The sequence below is a fragment of the Paraburkholderia nodosa genome (genome assembly GCF_001718195.1).
GTDB lineage: Bacteria > Pseudomonadota > Gammaproteobacteria > Burkholderiales > Burkholderiaceae > Paraburkholderia > Paraburkholderia nodosa_A.
This window is the reverse complement of the sequence record NZ_MCNV01000012.1, coordinates 137,285-155,071: the sequence shown is the minus strand read 5'-3', so window position 1 is coordinate 155,071 and position 17,787 is coordinate 137,285. Positions and strand designations below refer to the sequence as shown.

Sequence of the window (17,787 nt, the reverse complement as noted above, 5' to 3'; positions counted from 1 at the left end):
AATAGGGTGTGATTCAGGCAAAAAGCTTTGCCAGCGTCCGCAACTTGCTCAGCGTCAGGTCAGGGCTGCGGCGTAGATTTCTGACAAGCGCCACCATGCTCGCGAACGTGAACCTGGGTTTCGTGAAACTGCGCGGCATGGTTGGCCCCCATTGAGCCATCGCCTCGCGGCTTACGGCGTGAATGCCGGTCGGCTCGTTGGCGGTGAACAGGTCGCCGTCGCAGTAGTGTTCGTGCTTGTCGCCCCACGGGTCCTGCCAGTAGTCGAAAATCTGGCTGCCGAGGATATGTCGGCCGATACCCCAGGCGTGCGTCCAGCCCTTATCGCGCAGTACGCGCTGCCCCATACCGACCGCGTCCGCGTCGATGAGCTCGTACGCGCTGTGGCTGTACGTCGCCGCAAAGCCCTGGGCAAGCGCAAGTGTGTGATGATCGGCCGGCCTGTCGCCGAGATCCAGGCGCATGAACGCGACAGCCGGCGACCCGTCGGGAAGCACCTGGACATCGCTCGGGATAAAACCGAAATGGCGCGTGTACCACGCACAAGTCTCCTGATAGTCGGCGAGTTCGAGCACGACATGCCCCAGCCGGATGACTTCCGGGGCATTTTCGGGCGGTCGCTGCGTACCGTTGACCCGGACGGTGGCATCGACGGAATTGAAGGGCAGCGGTAGCCGATGCGGCAAGCTTGACGCTGGCGCCTGGCCCCATACCGCTTCGATAGCGAACCCGGACGGGTCCGTGAGTCGCACCACGTAGCCGCCGCCCGGCAGCGCAGAGCGTTCGACCTCCGATGCATCAGGCAGCTTTGCGAGCGCATCGAGCTCCGCCCGGCTGCCGACTTGCAAGCCAAATCCGACAAACCGCGCTTTCGATGCCCTACGCACTACATAACAAAAATGCGAAGGTCCGGTGCCGCGCAAAAGCAGCATCGCCTCGTCCCGCAATACGGTTTGAAGCCCAAAGTCATTGAGAAAACGCTCGGCTTGCCCGAGATCTGACCGATCGAATACCAGATAGGCCAATGCGGTCGCCTTGGCCGTCGGATGGGGGTGACGAGCCGGTTGTGAAGTAGTCAGTTTCATGGCGGAACGTAATCAGGCGGTTGCGGTGGCCGATGCGGATTCGAGAGATGCCGCGCCGACGGTGCGATGGGGCGGAACGCCAGCTGCTCGATCGCTGGCGGCCTTCCACGGGCGGCAATTCACCGACGCGCAATGGATAGCGGGTCCCGGTGCCGGGATGGGCAGACGGATAACGTGATGCGGGCCGCCTGGCGCGGCGCCATGTCTGATTGCTGTCTCCACAGTCACTCCATCAGTTCTAGTTAGATCGGTCTACGAGGCCGTTGATGACATTAAACTCATGACTGATCGTTTTGTCAATATAGACGTTCGAATCTATACTGCGGAATATGACCAGATCAGGATCCATCATGACGACCACGACAAATCGCCGGGCAGTCAAACGTGCCACGGTGGCAGCACCCGTCGCCCCTCCCCCCCTTGTCGAAGAACGGGAGCCGCGCGGTGCACGCCGCAAGCGTGAGACGCGTGCCCGTCTGCTCGACGCCGCCCTGAGGCTGATGGCGGAAAAAGGCATGGAGGGCGTGGCGATCAACGAAATCACCGAGGCCGCCGACGTGGGCTTCGGCTCGTTCTACAACCACTTCGAATCGAAGGAAGCGATCTACGCGACGCTCGTCGACAACGTTTTCGAAGAGTTCGCGAACATGCTTGACCGCCTTTCGGTGGGCATTTCCGACCCCGCCGAGGTGGTCGCGGTCTCCGTGCGCCATACGGTTCTGCGCGCGCGCACTGATCCTGTCTGGGGACGTTTTCTGATACGCGAGGGTTTTTCTGCCCGCGCGATGAGTCGCGGCCTCGGCCAGCGGCTGCTGCGCGACATCGGCAGTGGCATTGCGGCCAAGCGGTTCGCCGTTGCCGACCCCTTTATCGGCTTTCTTGCCGTGGGCGGAACGGTTCTCTGCGCCATCGCGGCCGAACTGAACTTCGTTGTGCCGGGCGCAAGCGCCGCGGGCGTGCTGAAGGAGCTCGGCTTCAGCGGCGAGCACTTTCCGGAGCGCACGGCCGCGATGTTGCTGCAAACGCTCGGGCTAAAACGCGCGGAGGCGGAAAAGATCGCCGCGCGCCCATTGCCCGTCGTGGACGAAGCTGTCGACGAAAACTGAGATCGGTAAGCCGAACAGCTAGCGCTCGAAGCGCGCAGCTGCCCCGTTGGCTGCCGTTTGCGGGCTGTCCCCGGATTGCGGGCAAGCGAGCGGCGTCTTCTCCGCTCCGCGCGATGCCCCCGCAGTCAGCAATCGACTGCCAGTCGGCCTCGCAGCGAGGCCGCGCACGACCTCGGCAATTTGCCCGGCGACGGCGCCTATCGCATGACGATGGCCGACCACAATCGCCTGATATCCATCCGCCACGGGCTCGCTCACGACGCTGTGACAGGTCAATGTATCGGCGCCTGGCGACGTGCGCACAGTCCATACGACGTCAACCAGCACATGTGAGCCAGGCCAGGATTCGAAGCGCTGGACGTCGACGGCAACCTGATACACGGGGCTGTCGTCATCGCGCATGACCGTCTGTGCGCCCGCACCGCCGGCCTGCTGGCTCACGCCCGCAATCAGCGCATAGCGGAGTTCGTCCGGCAGGGACGACGCCCAGCGATCATCCTCCAGCACCTTGACCTGTGTCGCGTCGACCTGCACCACGAGCTGACTTCGCGCGACGGCGGCCGGCACCCGAACCGGGCGTATATCTATCCGCAACGAAGGGCTTGCTTTGCTGCTCGCCATCGTCTGTTGCGCGTCCGGTCCGAGCGTGTAATAGCGCGTAGCCGGCGAAGCACACGCCGTCAGAACGGCCAGGCCAATGGTGCTCACGGTCTGCGCCATCGCGCGCCACGAGGCGGGTTGCATCAGGTTCATGGCGTGTCTCCCTTCTTGCCGAACAGCAGTGCCTGCGGATGACGCTCCAGGTAATCGGCGAGCGCATTGAGCGACTGCAGCGTGCGCGTTAGCTGCTGCATCGCATCCTGAACATCCGACTGCATCGGCGCGGCTTCGCGCAGCGTCGATTCCGCGGTGCTGAATGTCTTCTGGGCCGCAGCCAGCGTGTCACGGGCTTGCGGTACGACTTCCGTGTCCATGTGCCCGAACAGCCGGTTGGCGTTTTCCAGTGCGCCATTCAGGTTGGCGCCGATCCGGTCGAACGGTACCTGGTCCAGCTTTCTGGCGATGTCCGCCACCTGCACCTGGAGTTCGTCGAGCGTATTCGGTACTGTCGGCAGTTCGATGGGACTGCGACGCACATCGACGCTCGCGCGAGGCGCCTTCGGGAACATGTCAAGCGCAACGTAAAGCTGGCCCGTTATCAGGCTCCCGGTCCGTAGCTGCCCGCGCAGGCCCTCCATCACCAGGTGCTCCAGCAATTCGTGACCGCCTGGCGTGTCCGGCGCGGGCAGCGCGTCGCTGGAGCGCCGGCTGAGCCGGTCCGGATAAAGTGCCATCGACACCTTCATGCTGAAGCTCTTTTGCGCGTCGTTGTACTCGATGCCAATGTCGGTCACCTGCCCCAGCACGATCCCGCGCAGATCGACGGGTGCCCCGACGGACAACCCGCGCAGCGACTGATCGAAGCGCATCACCACATTGAGCGGCTGGCCGTCTGGCTCGCGCATGGCGTCGGCTTCGTCCGCGGCAAGCCGGAACACGGCCTTGTCGGCAGCGGGCTCGCCGGCGTCCTGCCCTGCCGGAGACTGAAACGCCAGGCCGCCGACAACGACCGTCGCCAGCGACTGCGTATTGAGCTTCAGACCGCTCGAATCGAGACGCAGATCGACGCCGCTCGCATGCCACCACCGCGTATTGGCACTGACGTAGCGGTCAAACGGCGCATTGACGAAGACATTCACGATGACCCCTGCACCGCCGGGATCGAGCGAGAATCCGACCACCTGACCTGCCTGGATACGATGGTAGAAGATGGGTGCGCCGATATCGATCGAGCCCAGCGACTCGCCCCGTAGCGTGTACTGATGCCCCGGCTGTCCGGTCGTGACGATGGGCGGGTTCTCGAGACCCAGAAACGCGGTCTGGCTTGTGGTCGAGCGCCCGATGTCCACGCCGATATACGCGCCCGAGAGCAACGTTCCGAGGCCCGAGATGCCGTTTGCGCCAATGCGCGGGCGCACCACCCAGAACCGCGTGCCTTGCGTCGCGAATTTCCCGGCGTCCTTGTCCAGCTGGACGCTCACGAGGACGCGCCGCAAATCGCCGGACAGCCTGATGCCTTGCACCGTACCGATCTCGACGTCCTTGTACTTGACCTTCGTCTTGCCGGCTTCCATGCCCTCTGCGCTATTGAAAGTGACGGTTACGACGGGTCCCTTGTCGGCAATGGACCTGGCCACCAGCGCAACACCGATCAATGCGGAGATGAGTGGCACCAGCCAGATGAGGGATGGCAGCCAACGTTTGCGCGGCTTGAGTTCAGGAGGAGATAGATTGGAAAGATGCATCGTTCGAAATCGGTTTCAGGAATTCCGGTGTGTGAGGAGAGGCGCAGCCAGCGCTTCATCGTTCATCGTCGAGACGGGAGACAGCGCGGCATCCGCGTTGTCCCAGATGAGGCGCGGATCGAACTGATGCGACGCGAGCATGGTGAGGATGACCACCGCGGCGAAAGCGAGCGCGGCGGGCCCCGCAGTAACGACGGCAAACGAGCCGAAATGCACCAGCGTTACCGTCAGGGCAACGACAAAGACATCGAGCATCGACCATCGGCCAATGCGCTCGACAATCCGGTACAGACCTGCCCTTTCCCGGGCGCGCCATCCGGAACCTCGATGGGCGGCAACCGTGAGTAGCGTGAGAACCACCAGTTTGAGCATCGGCACCAGAACGCTGGCGACAAAAATGACGATGGCGAGTGGCCAGTCTCCAGACGTCCAGAAGTACGCGACTCCACCGAGGATGGTGTCGTCTTCCTGACGGCCCAGTGACGTCGCGTGCATGATGGGCAGCAGGTTCGCCGGAATATAGGCAAGCGCGGCGGCAAGAAGCAAGCTGACCGTCCGTGTCAGGCTTTCCGGCCGGCGTTCATGCAGCATGTGCCGGCATCGCGCGCAGTGCTGGTGGATCTGACTTTCGCCACGCGTCTGAACGAGACCGCAGGCATGACAGCCGACGAGTCCAGCACGTTGTGCCGTGATGGCGGACGACGCACCGGCCTTGCGCATTCGCACTGGACGCGTGAAACGCCCACGGCCTGAACTCACTCGTGACCAGCGAACCCGGGCCATTCGAGAAAGCGAGATTTCGTCACGGACGGCCCAGAGCCCGCTCGGGTCAAACGAGGCGACTATGCCCAGCATGACGGTGAGCGCGCCCCATGCGAACAGTCCAGGCCCAGGGACCACCTGGGCGACGGTGACCATTTTTACGATCGTCACCAGCACGCCGAGCATGAACACTTCAACCATGCCCCATGGGCGGACGAGTTGCACGACGCGCAACATCCCGTCGAACCGCGGCGCAAGCTTGCCGAGCCGAAGCGGCACCAGTACATATAGGAGTGCGAGCAGTTCGACCAACGGAAAGAGCATCGACGCACAGAACACCACCGTCGCGACGACACGCATGTTGCCCGTCCAAAGCGTATGCACTGCGCCAAACAGCGTCGCCTCCGACGTCATGCCGTTGGCGTGCAGTTCGATCACGGGAAAAGACTGCGCTATGCAAAAGGTGATCAACGCGGCGAGCGTCACAGCGCAGATCCAGTCAAGCGACAGTCCGGCGCCAGGTAGCGCTGTCAGGTTCGCGCCACAGCGCGAACAGATAGCGCGGTAGCCGCTGACACTGCGAGGTTTGCGAAACAGAAGATCGCATTCGTGGCAGACAATCAGTCTCTGATATTCCATGGAGAATCTAGCGGGAAATGCGGTTGCCTCCGCTGGTGCAACGCCTGCTTGCGGCGCTTGCCCCAACGGGAACGATCGACTGGCCGTTATCACGAACACGCGTTCATCGCGTAATCGCTGCCGTCTGCTGGGCGGCTGGCAATTCACCCATCGACTGGAACAGCGCTGCCGTATCGCTCATGCGCTGACCTGTGGCGCGCGTGGCGGCGATCTGCGCGTCGAGATACCGTGATTCACTGGCATGTGTCGCAGCCGAAGGCAGCGCACCCAGGCGATGGCGCGACGCGGTATCGTCGAATGCCGTGCGAGCGGCGTCTGCGGCTTCGTCCGTCGAGGCCAATGTCTGCGCGTCGTTATCCAGTGCAGCGAGCGAATTCGCCACGTCCTGGAACGCAGACAGCACGGTCGCCTTGTAGTGCAGCACGGCGGCGTCGTACGCGTCGATCGATGCGCGGCGCTGCGCGAACAGCGCGCCACCATGAAAGATGGGCTGCGACAGGCTGGCGCCGATAGCCCACAGTCCGCCCGCGCCGGAAAGCAACATCGGCCAGCTGAACCCGCCGCGGCCCATTGAGCCCGTCAGCGAGAGGCTCGGAAAGAGTTGGGCCGTCGAGGCGCCCACATCCGCGGCAGCCGCCTTGACGGCAGCGTCCGCTGCCTGGATGTCTGGGCGCGAGCGCAACAGGTCCGACGGCACGGCGACGGGCACCTGCCCGGGCAGCGACAGGCTGTCGAGGGCCGGCACGCTCGGCGCGTTATCGGGCGTGCGGCCCATCAGCACGGCGAGCGCATGGATCGCGCACGCGCGTTGCTGACGCAGCGGCGGCAACGTCGCCGCGATGGCAGCCGCGTCCTGTTTTGACGCAAGCGCCTGTGCGCGCGAGACGGAGCCTAACGCGTAGCGCTGCTGGTCCTCATGCGCAGCATCGTTGGACACGGCAACGAGCCGTTCGGTAAGTGCGATCTGCCGGTCGAGCGCCGCCACATTGATAGCAGTGCCGACGATGTTCGCGGCAAGCGCGCGATGCGACGCCTCCAGCTCATAAGCCTGCACATTCACACGGGCCGCGCTCGCGGAGTTCGTGTACCGCGTCTGGCCGAACAGGTCGAAGGTGTAATGCGCAAACAGTTGTCCGGCAAAAAAATTGTATTGGACCTGCTCGGGCCCAAGGCCCGGCACCACGGCCGTACGCGCGCGCTCGACCTGCGCGGCGCCGTCGATCGACGGCAGCGTCGATGCGCCGACCTGTGCGCGCAATTCCTCCTGCGCGGACGCGAGCGTACGCTGCGTCGCCGCGAGGGTCGGGCTGTTGTGCAATCCTTCGTCAACGAGTGCATCCAGGTCGGAGGACCCGTAGAGCCGCCACCATTGCGAGCCAGGCGTCGCGCCGATTTCGAAGGTCTGCGCAACACCACCTGCGGACACTGTCTTCGCCGGCTGCGCGTCGGCACCGTAATGCTCGGGCGCCGGCATGGCCGGTGGCTCGCCGCTCGGCCCGAACGAGCACGCCGTCATGGCGAGCGCCATAGCCGCGGCAGCCACGGATGTCTTGTAAGTCAAACTCATGATCAACCCTCGGTATGCTCGACGACGACCTGTTGCGCGCCGCGCTCGTCACGATGGACCCTGAAGCAGGTCGCATAGAGCGCGGGCAGGAAAAACACCGTCAGCAATGTAGCAACGGTGATGCCGCCCATGAGCGCGGTCGCCATCGGTCCGAAGAATCCGGAGCGAAGCAGCGGGATCAGTGCGAGCACGGCGGCGGCGGCCGTCAGCATGATCGGGCGGAAGCGCCGCGCGGTCGCCCCGATGATGGCGTCAAAGCGCGCGTGCCCCGCTGCGATGTCCTGATCGATCTGGTCCACCAGAATCACGGAGTTACGCATGATGATGCCGAACATCGCGATCACGCCCAGCAAAGCGACGAAGCCAAACGGCTTGCCGAAAAGCAGCAGGGCCGCTACCACGCCAATCAGGCCCAGCGGCGCGGTCAGCACGACGATGAACGTGCGCGCGAAGTTCTTCAGCTGGATCATCAGAAGCGTCAGCACCGCGATGATCATCAGTGGCATTTCCGCGTTGATGGACGTCTGGCCCTTGACGCTTTCCTCGACCGCGCCGCCCACCTCGATGCGATAGCCGACCGGCAATTTGGCGCGCGCAGCGGCAAGCGCGTGCTCGATGTTGCGCGTCACGTCGATGGCCTGCGCGTCGCCGCGCACGTCAGCCTGCACGGTGATCGTCGGCTGGCGATCGCGTTCCCAGATCACGCCGTATTCGAGCCCGTCGCGCACATGGCCGAGCGAGCCGAGCGGAACCGGGCCGTTCGGTGTGGGGACGGCGAGGCTCGTGAGCTTTGCAGGATCGACGCGCTCGCTTTTCGGCGCACGCAGATCGACATCGATCAGCTTGTCGCCCTCGCGATATTGCGTGACCGTGTAGCCGGACAGCGTCATCGCGAGGAAGCTGGACACGTCCTGCGACGTCACGCCGAGCTGGCGCGCGCGGTTCTGGTCGATCTCAAACGAGATCGAGCGCTCGGCCGGCTCATCCCAGTCGAATTGCACGTTGCGCGTACGCGGGTCGGCACGGACCTGCTCCGCGACCGTCTCGGCGATCGAGTGCACCGTTGCAATGTCGTCTCCGCTCACGCGGAACTTGATCGGGAAGCCGACGGGCGGCCCGTTCTCGAGTCGTGCGACACGCGTGCGCTCGCCGGAGAAGTCCATTTCCAGTTTCGCGTCGAGCCAGTGCATCAGCTCCTCACGTGCCTCGACGTCCTTCGCGGTGATGACGAACTGTGCGAAGTTCGGCTGTTGCAATTGCTGGTCGAGCGGCAGATAGAAGCGCGGCGCACCGGTGCCAACGAAGTCGACGTAATGATCGATGCCAGGCCTGCCGTGCAGGACTTTTTCGAGGCGTTGCGCTTCACGCAGGGTGGCCTGATACGAGGCGCCTTCCGGCAGCCTCAGATCGACCAGCAGTTCTGGCCGCTCGGAGTTCGGGAAAAACTGCTGCGGCACGCGGGTGAACGCAATCATGGCAAGCGCGAACAGGCCGCCGGTGACGCCGAGCACGACCCAGCGCCGCTCGATGCACCATGACACCCAGCCCGACAGGCGGCGGTAGAAGCCCGTGTCGTACACCTCCTGCTCATCGCCATGGCCCGCGCCAGCATGAGCCTTGCGCTCGGGCAGCATATGAAAGCCCAGCAGTGGTACCAGTACGACCGCGGCGAACCACGAGACGATCAGCGCGATGGCCGACACCTCGAAGATCGAGCGCGTGTACTCACCCGTACTCGATTTTGCGAGCGCGATCGGCAGGAAGCCCGAGACCGTTACCAGGGTGCCGGTCAGCATCGGAAACGCGGTGCTCGAATAGGCAAATGCTGCCGCGCGCATCCGGCTCCAGCCCTGCTCCAGCTTCACCGCCATCATTTCGACCGCAATGATCGCGTCGTCGACCAGCAGCCCCAGCGCAAGCACCAGGGTACCGAGCGACACCTTATCCAGACCGATGCCGAACAGATGCATGCACAGCGCTGTCACGGCAAGCACGATCGGAATCGTGATCACGACCACCATGCCGGTTCGCAGACCGAGCGACACCAGGCTGACGACGAGCACGATCGCCACGGCTTCTCCGACCGAGCGCACGAACTCGTCCACGGAGTGCTTGACGGCGTGCGGCATGCTCGAAACCGGCACGAGCTTCAGCCCCGCCGGCAGCGTTGCCTGCAGTTCGGCCGTCTTCGCGTCGAGCGCCTTGCCGAGGTCGATCACGTCGCCGCCCTTTTGCATCGTAATGCCGATGCCGAGCACTGCCTGGCCACCCACACGCATCTGCGTGACGGGCGGATCGTCGTAGCCGCGCTTGATGCTCGCGACGTCGCCAAGGCGGAACGTCCGCTTGTTGACGGTGATCAGCATGTCCGCTAGCGCCTGTTCGTCCTTGAATGCGCCGCTTGGGCGCACGAACACGCGATCATCCGCCGTCGTGAAGGTGCCCACCGGCGCGACGGTATTCTGCGCGTCGATGGCCTGAGCCAGTTGCTGCGGCGAGATCGACAGGTTCGTCAGCCGCGCGTTCGAGATCTCGACAAAGATGTGCTGATCGGGGTCGCCGAAATAGTCGACCTTGGCGACGCCCGGGACGCGCAACAGCACCGTACGGAGCTTGTCCGCGTAGTCGTGCAGTTGCGCGGCAGAGAAACCATCGCCTTCGAGCGCGTAGAGGTTCGTGTAGACATCGCCGAACTCGTCGTTGAAGAACGGCCCGACGGTTCCCTTTGGAAGCGTTGCCGCGATATCGCCGACTTTCTTGCGGACCTGGTACCACGTCTCCGGGACTTCCTTGACCGGCGCCGAATCCTTCATCGCGAAAAAGATCATCGACTCGCCCGGCCGCGAGTAACTCTTGATGTTGTCGACATAGGGCGCAGCCTGCAACTGACGGCCGATGCGATCGGTGATCTGCTCCTGCACCTCGCGTGCGGTCGCGCCCGGCCAGTAGGTCTTGACGACCATCGTGCGGAACGTGAACGGCGGGTCTTCCGATTGCGCGAGGTGCACATAGCCGATCACACCGAAAAGCGTGGCGAGGCCGATCAGGAAGATCACGAGCTGCTGATGCCGCAGCGCCCAGGATGAGAGATTGAAGCCGGTTGCGTCGGCGGCTTCCTTGCCGGGAGCGCTGACGGGCGCGCTATGGCGGGTGTTTTCATGGTCGCGGGCGTTCATGTCGTGGGGTCCTCCTGACGCAGCGGAGGCACCACCTGCACATGCTCTCCCGAACTCACTGCATGCACGCCTTGCAACACGACCCGGTCGCCATCGTGCAACCCGGAAGCGATCGACACCGTGCGTTCGTCGAATCGATCAATCGTGACGGGGCGCAGCTCGAGCGTGTCGCTATCTTTGCGAACGACCCATACGGCAGCGTTTTCACCCTGATGGAAAAGCGCAGTCACCGGCAGCGTGTACGGCACGCTCGCAGCATCATCGGCTGCGACAGCGAAGCTCACGTTCGCCGTCATGCCGAGGCGTACTTCGGGACCCGGTGCGGTCAGGGTCAGCTTGATTCGCCACGTGCGGCTTTGGGAATCCGCGGCAGCGGACACCTCGCGCACGGTTGCATCGAACGACTTGCCGGGAAGCGCCGTCAACGACACGCGCGCCTTGTTGCCGACACTGAGCGCGTTGACGGTGCTTTCTGGCGCGTCACAAACGATGTCTACATCGCCCGTCCAGTCGAGGTGGTACACGGCCTGGGTGGCCTGCACGTTCTGCCCGGTATCGACGTCTTCCGAGGTGATGACGCCGTCGTGATCGGCCGTTAGCGTCGCGTAGCGCAGATGATCCGTCGCAAGCGCCATCTGCGCGAGAGCAGAGGTTCGCTGTGCGAGTGCGGAAGCATAGGCGTCCTGCGATTGCTCCAGTTGCGCGGTTGCGATGAGGTTCGCGCGTGCCTGTGCCTCATCGCGGTCAAGCTGCTGCTTCGCAAACACAAGGCGATGCTCCGCCGCATCGAGCTGCGCGCGCGCGTTGACGAGGTTGTTCTGCAAATCGGTCGGATCGAGCAGCGCGACGACCTGTCCGGCCTTCACCGTGTCGCCAATGCGCACGCGCCGTTCAATGACCTTGCCGCCGACGCGGAATGATAGCGGCGTGGAATAGCGTGCCTGCACCTGCGCCGGCAGTGACGCCTTGGCCACATGTCCGTCTGGATGAACAGCGCGTGCCACCACCGGCTTGGGCTCCGGCACGACGGCTTCTCGCTGATGGCATGCGCCAAGGAGGATCGCGCTGCACGCCGCGATGACGACGGGCAACCGGTGCGTCGGCTGGAACAGGGAAGAAATCGAGGGGCGCGCCTGTTTCGGCGCGACGGGTCCGGAAAGTTTCACGATGTTCAAAAGGCAGGTGATGAATCCAGGTGAAAAAGTCATCCGCGCGGACAGATGAGACGGTGCTTGGCCATGCCCTCCGCACGGATGACATTAGGCCCATAACTGATATCATTGTCAACTATGAGATGTACATCTAAAATATGAAGAAACTGCGAATTGGGAGGCAGGATTGCCAGATGGCCCTAACCTGAGTGCGAGGCATCGGCCACCGATCAAGGGGCCGGGCGCGAGCCGCGCGCCGATGACGGGGCAATCGCCCCGTCGAGCCCGACGCAAGCACGAGACGCGTGTCCGGCTGCTCAACGCCGCATTCGTGCTGGTAGCGGAAAAGGGAATGGACGGCGTTACGATCAGCGAGATCACCGAGGCCGCCGACGTGGGTTTCGGCTCTTTCTACAATCACTTCGACTCGAAGGAAGGGATCTTCGCTGCTCTCGGCGACTGGCTTTTCGACGAATTCGGAAAGACGCTCGATCACGTTGTCAGCGGACTCTCCGACCCGGCAGAAGTGATCGCCGTATCGGTACGCCACACGCTCATGCGCGCCTGCCGTGAACCGGTCTGGGGACAACTGCTGATACGCGAAGGGCTGTCCGCGCGCGCGCTCAGCAGGGGGCTTGGTCAACGGCTATTGAGAGATACTGCGAAAGGGATTTCAGAAAAGCGCTTCACGGTGGCCGATGTCTTAATGTGCGTCATTTCAGTGATTGGCACTGTGCTCGCTGCGGTCGCTGCTGAGCTTGACCTGTCAGGGTCACCCAAGCCGGCGAATCGTTTGCGCAAGGTCCTCCGGACCCGAGCCGAACAGTTCGCCGAGGACACAGCGGCCATCGTTTTGCAGGCGTTCGGCCTCAAATACCTGGAGGCGGAGAGGATCGCCCGGTGCCCACTGCCCGCGACGTCACAGAACGTGATCGACTGACGGGAAGTGGCACTGCGCCAGGCCATCAATGCATACGCCCGCTCTTTAGCTCAAGCAGACGCTCCAGTTCCAGCAACGCGTCGCCCAGCACGTCAATAGCACTGTTGGGCGTGGACGCCGTCGCAGCACTGCGAAGCGCCTCCTGAACGATCTGATGGACGTTTTCCGGTTTCGCCTTACCGCTCCTGGCGATCAAATACTTTTCCACTAGTACTCCTATAGGTATAACGATAGGTGGCGCTGGAAAGTATATGTGCGTCAGACGTTGAAACGACGAACGCAATTGTCTGTTGTCGCTTCGCGAATCAACGGCCGCAGACTTAAGTCTGTTCAGAATTGATCCCCGGCCTTAACGCGGTTCAACAACCAATGTCGTGCCCACGCCACCCGTTCTTGTCGCATATGGGTGAAAGCCGCCTTAAAAATCTGCTTAATTAATCGTTTGCAAATTTTCATGTAAGCAAGGTCCCGTCCTCACTGAACCAAGGAAACGCCTACTTAACCAACGTTGTTGCGGTGGCACAACTCGTTATGGAAACGATACGTATGCCGGTCGTCTCGCCACAGGTCGCAAAGTCAAATCACCGCTCAATTGCTGCAATTTTATGAAAGAACCCATTCTCTTGCAGCACTTATTTTCAAGGGCGATTCGGCTTCTGCGCCGGACGCGGCTATAGACTGGCGCGATCGTTTCTCTCACGTCATCGAGTGGCATCTCATGAAGAAGATTTCCATTGCCGTCGCCGTTTGCGCAGCATCTGCAGCGTCCGCGGCCAGTGCTCAGAGCTCGGTCACCCTGTACGGCCTGATCGACGCGGGCATCTCCTATACGAACAACGTCCAGAACGGCGCGCCCAGCCATGGCAGCTCGCGCGTCGCACTCGCGAGCGGCAATATCAGCGGCAGCCGCTTCGGCCTGCGCGGCAGCGAGGACCTGGGCGGCGGTCTGCATGCGATCTTCGTGCTCGAAAACGGCTTCAACGTCAACAACGGCACACTCGGCCAGGGTGGTCGCATGTTCGGCCGTCAAGCGTTTGTCGGCCTGACCGGCGATCAATACGGCACCTTGACGATGGGGCGCCAGTATGACTCGATGGTCGATTACGTCTCGCCGCTGTCCGGCACGGCGGGCACGTTCGGCGACTCTGGCTTCGCGCACGTGTACGACAACGACAACCTGCAACATACTGTCCGCTTCAGCAACTCGGTGAAGTTTGCCAGTATCGACTACGCCGGCTTCAAGTTTGGCGGCATGTACGCATTCAGCAACAGCACCAGCTTCGCCGTCGATCGTGCGTACAGTGCTGGCGCGAGCTACAACAACGGCCCGCTGCGACTGGCAGCGGCTTATCTCCAGATCAACGGCTCGGCAGCGGCGAGCACCCCTGCCGGAACAGCGAACCAGAACGTTGCGGCCGACCCCAGCGAGTTCAAGGCGACCGCGGGCGGCGGCAACCTGACGGCGAATGTGCAGCGCACGGTCGGTGCAGGCATCGGCTATACGTTCGGCCCGGCGGCGGTCAACTTCGTCTATACGCACAGCCAGTACCAGAACACGTCCGCCTTCGGCCTGAACCCGGTGAGCGGTTCGACTCACTTCGACAACTATGAACTGAACGTCAAGTACGCACTCACGCCGGCGCTGAATCTTGGCCTCATGGATACTTTCACGGACGGTCATCTGAACGGAGTGAGCAAGTCGAACATCGGCTCCGATCCGAAGTGGAATCAGGTCAACGCGATTGCGCGCTACTCGCTGTCGAAGCGCACGGAAGTGTATGGAGAAGCGATGTACCAGCGCGCGATCGGTCACAACAACGTCGCAGTGATGTACAACGCCGGCGGTTTCTCGGCGACGAGCAATCAGGTGATGGCTGCGATCGGCATGCTGACCCGCTTCTAAGCGGCCGCCAGAACCTTCATACCGCGGCCACCGAGCCGGATTGTTGTACCCGGACTGCGAGACGAGGAATATCGCATTCGGCATTGGCGTAGAACATTGCCCGCCACGTTGGCGGGCAATTTTTTCATCAGCTGCCGCTGCGCACTTACGGTTGCACAAGCTACGAGGTGGAGTCCTTCGGCTCAACTCGAATCGACATCACCGGGGAACCACGCTGCGGTTCATTGCCCGTTCTGAGCGGACGTTCGTCCTTTGGTGCCATTGACTGGCGCAATGATACCGAAGAGTCCATTGGACTCCTTGTTGGGCCCCGCCGAAAAGTACAGCGCGTCCGGGCTTGAATTGCGCCCGCCTCCGAGCGTCAGCGTCCACAGGCCGTCAATAGCCAGTGGATTGCCGAACTCATTCTCCAGTTGATCGACGAACGTGCCGTCGTTGTCGAAGACATTGATTCGGCCGTTGCCGAAGTTGCCAACGAGGATCTTCCCGCTGAAGCGCCCGAACGCAAACGACGCTCGCGTTACGCCCCATGGCGAGTCGAGCGTCCCCTGGCTCGCAAAGCGGCGCAGCAGGTGGCCGTCGGTATCGAATACATCGACGAATCCATGACCGCGGCCTGCAACGTCGTCATGCTTCGGACCGTCTTGCTGCGCATAGGTGACGAAAAGGTCCCCGTCGATGTTCGCGATACCAAACGGGGCGTAGCCGGCCAGGATGTTCGGGTCGGCGAAGCCACCGTCGGTCGTCGCGGGCGTGAACAACCCGTTCGAACCGCTCGGTCCGAATACATCGATCCGGCCCGCGCGGAAGTTTGTCGCAAAGAGGAATCCCCCTTGCGCGTTCACTCCGAAGACGAGCCCCTTGTAGACGGCCCCGCTGGCGGCGGAGGGATTGGACGAGTTATCGACCGCGATGACAGCATTGTTCGCCGGATTCAACCCACCGGCCCAGGCGGAAATCGTGCCGTCTTCGGTCGCGAAGATGAATACGGCCGGGATGTTGGTACCTGGGACGAGAAAAGACGACGAAGGATTCCAAACTATCCCCGTGGGTGCCGCGGGCGTGGGTTTCGGTGGATTGTTGGGAAAGACGGGATGGCAGGCGCCGGCCGGTATGACGTTGCCTGGCAGCGGGATGGAGACCTGCAGCGCCACCTTTGTGCCCTGGCCGTCATACAGCGTGGAGCAGCCGGTGGCATTGTCGTTGATCCAGAACGGACTTCCTGCCGGACTAAAGGCGATACCCCAGGCGTTCTGCAGGACCCCGTCGACCTTCGGGGCAGAGCCTGCCAGGTTGGATACAAGCGGTGTGACGACGTAAGCTTCATCGGCAGCAGCATGCCCGATTGTGAAACCGGCGGCTAAGACGATCACGGCCGCCGCTTTGAGACTCCACGAGATCTGAGACATAACTTCCCTCCGCGTCTGACTGGCGAAATATCGCCGCAGGCTAAACGACCGCTGTACTTCAAATATTCCCGCTCGACGCAAAAAATTTCCGCCAGCCACCGCATCCACAAGCCGTCATCACCTGGCGCGTCTGCTTCCTCAACGCGGTTGTAAGCCTTGCGCCATGTTCGTGTCACGCCGGGGTGTGATTCTCCGCTGGCAACCGGGCAAGCGCACGTATTCAAACATCAACGCTCTGTGCCTGGCTCCGGTCGTTGCACGGTCGTCCGCCTCAATTCCGTAAGCCAACATGTCTGCCTCCGGATCGGTTCACCGTTCCGGAGGCCCGGCCGCGTATTGAATCAGGACTGCTACTTTTAAACCGATAACCTCTATCCAACGAGAATGAGGGGAACATGAGCGCGATGTTGCTCGAGTCAGTCTGGAACTATCACTTCAACACGCAGACGAACGTAATCGACATGCATATCAGCAACCTGCGCCGCAAGTTGAGCTTCAACGGGCGGCTCTCGGCGATGGTCGTTACGGTGCGCAACGCGGGCTACATCATCCATGCAACGGCTTAAGAGGCGCGGGCATGCGCGAATGAGGAGCGTCGGCTGGCTGCTGGTGGCGTTCGTCGGCTCGGCGATCATGCTCTTCGCGCTTCTCTAATTGCTCCCGATGAAAGGGAGTCCCAGCGCGCTCCGGCATCCGCGCCCGGCATACGGTCTCGCGTTGCCAAGCCCGGTCGTTGGACGCGTGCTCGCTGGTATTGCGCATCCGCGGAGTAGTCCTGACAGAAGGCGGCCGCGTCTTGCGCGGACACGCAGTGTTTGCGTTGCAAGCCATCGCGACGTCAAATGGACATCGGAACACGCGTGTTTCGTTTCCTCTGCATTGCCGCGGAAACTGACGCGTCTCCATTTGTTCGGCGCTCGCCGCTCTTCGATCGCTTTTCTCACAAGTCCCGACCCGCCACTGCCCCGTATCGAACCGCATCAGCCAGTCGGCTCGACATTCGTTATAACATCGTAGACCGTGTTTTAACCGGTACCCTCTGGAGGCAGCATGCGACCCGACAGAATCATGTTTATCCGCCACGCGGATAAACCCGCCGCAAATGAAGGTATGGGAATCGAAGCGGACGGCAAGCCTGACGCGGAGAGCCTTTGCGTTCGCGGTTGGCAGCGTGCTGGCGCTCTGGCACGATTCTTTTGCCCAATCGAGAAAGCGCATGCGGCGCAACTCAAACCAGCCACCGTATTCGCTGCGGGTGCAGGTCCTTCGAGCAAGAGCAAGCGGTCGATGCAAACTGTGGCACCCCTTGTTTCGCTGCTGCGTGAGACATCGCAGGTCGACTACGTCACGACTTATCTGAAAGACGACGGTCGAGCGCTAATGGCAGACGTACTCACTCGCGCGGGCGTCGTGTTGATTGCATGGGAGCACAAAGTGCTGCCGTCGCTCATCGGGCACATGCCGCGCGCGCCCATCGTCCCTGCAACGTGGCCCGATGACCGTTTCGACGTCGTATGGATATTCGATCGCACCGGGGACAACTGGTCATTTTCGCAGCTCCCTCAATTGCTCCTTGCGGGCGACTCGACCGCGCCGATCCGCTAGGCATTACTTTTTGGTTTCGGTCCGTTCTCGCATTACCTCAGATTGGTTTCATCCGATATTAAGAATCGGAGCATGCCGCAGCTTCAGATCGCGCAAAACT

14 protein-coding genes are annotated in these 17,787 nt (G+C 62.3%); 5 read left to right on the top strand and 9 right to left on the bottom strand.

Going from position 1 to position 17,787, the window contains the following annotated elements:
• Positions 1 to 13: 13 nt before the first annotated feature.
• A complete protein-coding gene (locus tag BFD71_RS21410; protein ID WP_069266306.1) occupies positions 14 to 1,084 on the bottom strand; it encodes a VOC family protein in 1,071 nt (356 codons plus the stop codon).
• Positions 1,085 to 1,434: 350 nt separating this feature from the next.
• On the opposite strand from BFD71_RS21410, the gene BFD71_RS21405 reads away from it, so the two are divergent.
• On the top strand, positions 1,435 to 2,190 hold the full coding sequence (locus BFD71_RS21405) for a TetR/AcrR family transcriptional regulator (RefSeq protein ID WP_069266305.1): 756 nt from the start codon (positions 1,435 to 1,437) through the stop codon (positions 2,188 to 2,190).
• Positions 2,191 to 2,208: 18 nt separating this feature from the next.
• On the opposite strand, the gene BFD71_RS21400 is transcribed toward BFD71_RS21405, so the two are convergent.
• The 6 genes from BFD71_RS21400 to BFD71_RS21375 all read right to left on the bottom strand — a co-directional run bounded on the left by BFD71_RS21400 (position 2,209) and on the right by BFD71_RS21375 (position 11,854).
• A complete protein-coding gene (locus tag BFD71_RS21400) occupies positions 2,209 to 2,943 on the bottom strand; it encodes a PqiC family protein (protein ID WP_069266304.1) in 735 nt (244 codons plus the stop codon).
• Positions 2,940 to 4,535, bottom strand: coding sequence for a PqiB family protein (locus BFD71_RS21395; protein ID WP_069266303.1), 1,596 nt, complete (start codon positions 4,533 to 4,535; stop codon positions 2,940 to 2,942). Before BFD71_RS21395 ends, BFD71_RS21400 begins: the two co-directional genes overlap by 4 nt.
• Before the next feature lie 15 nt (positions 4,536 to 4,550).
• A complete protein-coding gene (locus BFD71_RS21390) occupies positions 4,551 to 5,936 on the bottom strand; it encodes a paraquat-inducible protein A (RefSeq protein WP_083245380.1) in 1,386 nt (461 codons plus the stop codon).
• A gap of 103 nt (positions 5,937 to 6,039) precedes the next feature.
• Positions 6,040 to 7,503, bottom strand: a complete 1,464-nt coding sequence (locus BFD71_RS21385) for an efflux transporter outer membrane subunit (protein WP_069266302.1) — start codon at positions 7,501 to 7,503, stop codon at positions 6,040 to 6,042.
• Positions 7,504 to 7,505: 2 nt separating this feature from the next.
• Positions 7,506 to 10,679, bottom strand: a complete 3,174-nt coding sequence (locus BFD71_RS21380) for an efflux RND transporter permease subunit (protein ID WP_069266301.1) — start codon at positions 10,677 to 10,679, stop codon at positions 7,506 to 7,508.
• Positions 10,676 to 11,854, bottom strand: coding sequence for an efflux RND transporter periplasmic adaptor subunit (locus tag BFD71_RS21375; RefSeq protein ID WP_069266300.1), 1,179 nt, complete (start codon positions 11,852 to 11,854; stop codon positions 10,676 to 10,678). The genes BFD71_RS21380 and BFD71_RS21375 overlap by 4 nt, the downstream gene beginning before the upstream one ends.
• A 235-nt stretch (positions 11,855 to 12,089) precedes the next feature.
• On the opposite strand from BFD71_RS21375, the gene BFD71_RS21370 reads away from it, so the two are divergent.
• The gene (locus BFD71_RS21370; protein ID WP_069266299.1) at positions 12,090 to 12,770 is read left to right on the top strand and encodes a TetR/AcrR family transcriptional regulator; all 681 of its coding nucleotides are present in this window, start codon (positions 12,090 to 12,092) and stop codon (positions 12,768 to 12,770) included.
• A gap of 25 nt (positions 12,771 to 12,795) precedes the next feature.
• Here BFD71_RS21370 and BFD71_RS21365 read toward each other — a convergent pair whose 3' ends face one another.
• Complete coding sequence (locus BFD71_RS21365; protein ID WP_069266298.1) at positions 12,796 to 12,978, bottom strand: hypothetical protein; 183 nt, start codon at positions 12,976 to 12,978, stop codon at positions 12,796 to 12,798.
• A gap of 510 nt (positions 12,979 to 13,488) precedes the next feature.
• Between BFD71_RS21365 and BFD71_RS21360 the strand changes: the two genes are divergently transcribed.
• Entirely contained in the window at positions 13,489 to 14,673 is a 1,185-nt protein-coding gene (locus tag BFD71_RS21360; protein ID WP_069266297.1) for a porin, read from the top strand.
• Positions 14,674 to 14,894: 221 nt separating this feature from the next.
• On the opposite strand, the gene BFD71_RS21355 is transcribed toward BFD71_RS21360, so the two are convergent.
• A complete protein-coding gene (locus tag BFD71_RS21355; RefSeq protein ID WP_069266296.1) occupies positions 14,895 to 16,082 on the bottom strand; it encodes a TIGR03118 family protein in 1,188 nt (395 codons plus the stop codon).
• 395 nt (positions 16,083 to 16,477) lie between these two features.
• On the opposite strand from BFD71_RS21355, the gene BFD71_RS39255 reads away from it, so the two are divergent.
• Together BFD71_RS39255 and BFD71_RS21350 are read left to right on the top strand one after the other, a co-directional pair.
• Positions 16,478 to 16,648 (top strand): winged helix-turn-helix domain-containing protein, encoded by a 171-nt coding sequence (locus BFD71_RS39255; protein ID WP_083245378.1) that lies wholly within the window; start codon positions 16,478 to 16,480, stop codon positions 16,646 to 16,648.
• Between the two features lie 484 nt (positions 16,649 to 17,132).
• The gene (locus tag BFD71_RS21350) at positions 17,133 to 17,687 is read left to right on the top strand and encodes a hypothetical protein (protein ID WP_069266295.1); all 555 of its coding nucleotides are present in this window, start codon (positions 17,133 to 17,135) and stop codon (positions 17,685 to 17,687) included.
• The last annotated feature ends 100 nt before the right edge of the window (positions 17,688 to 17,787 follow it).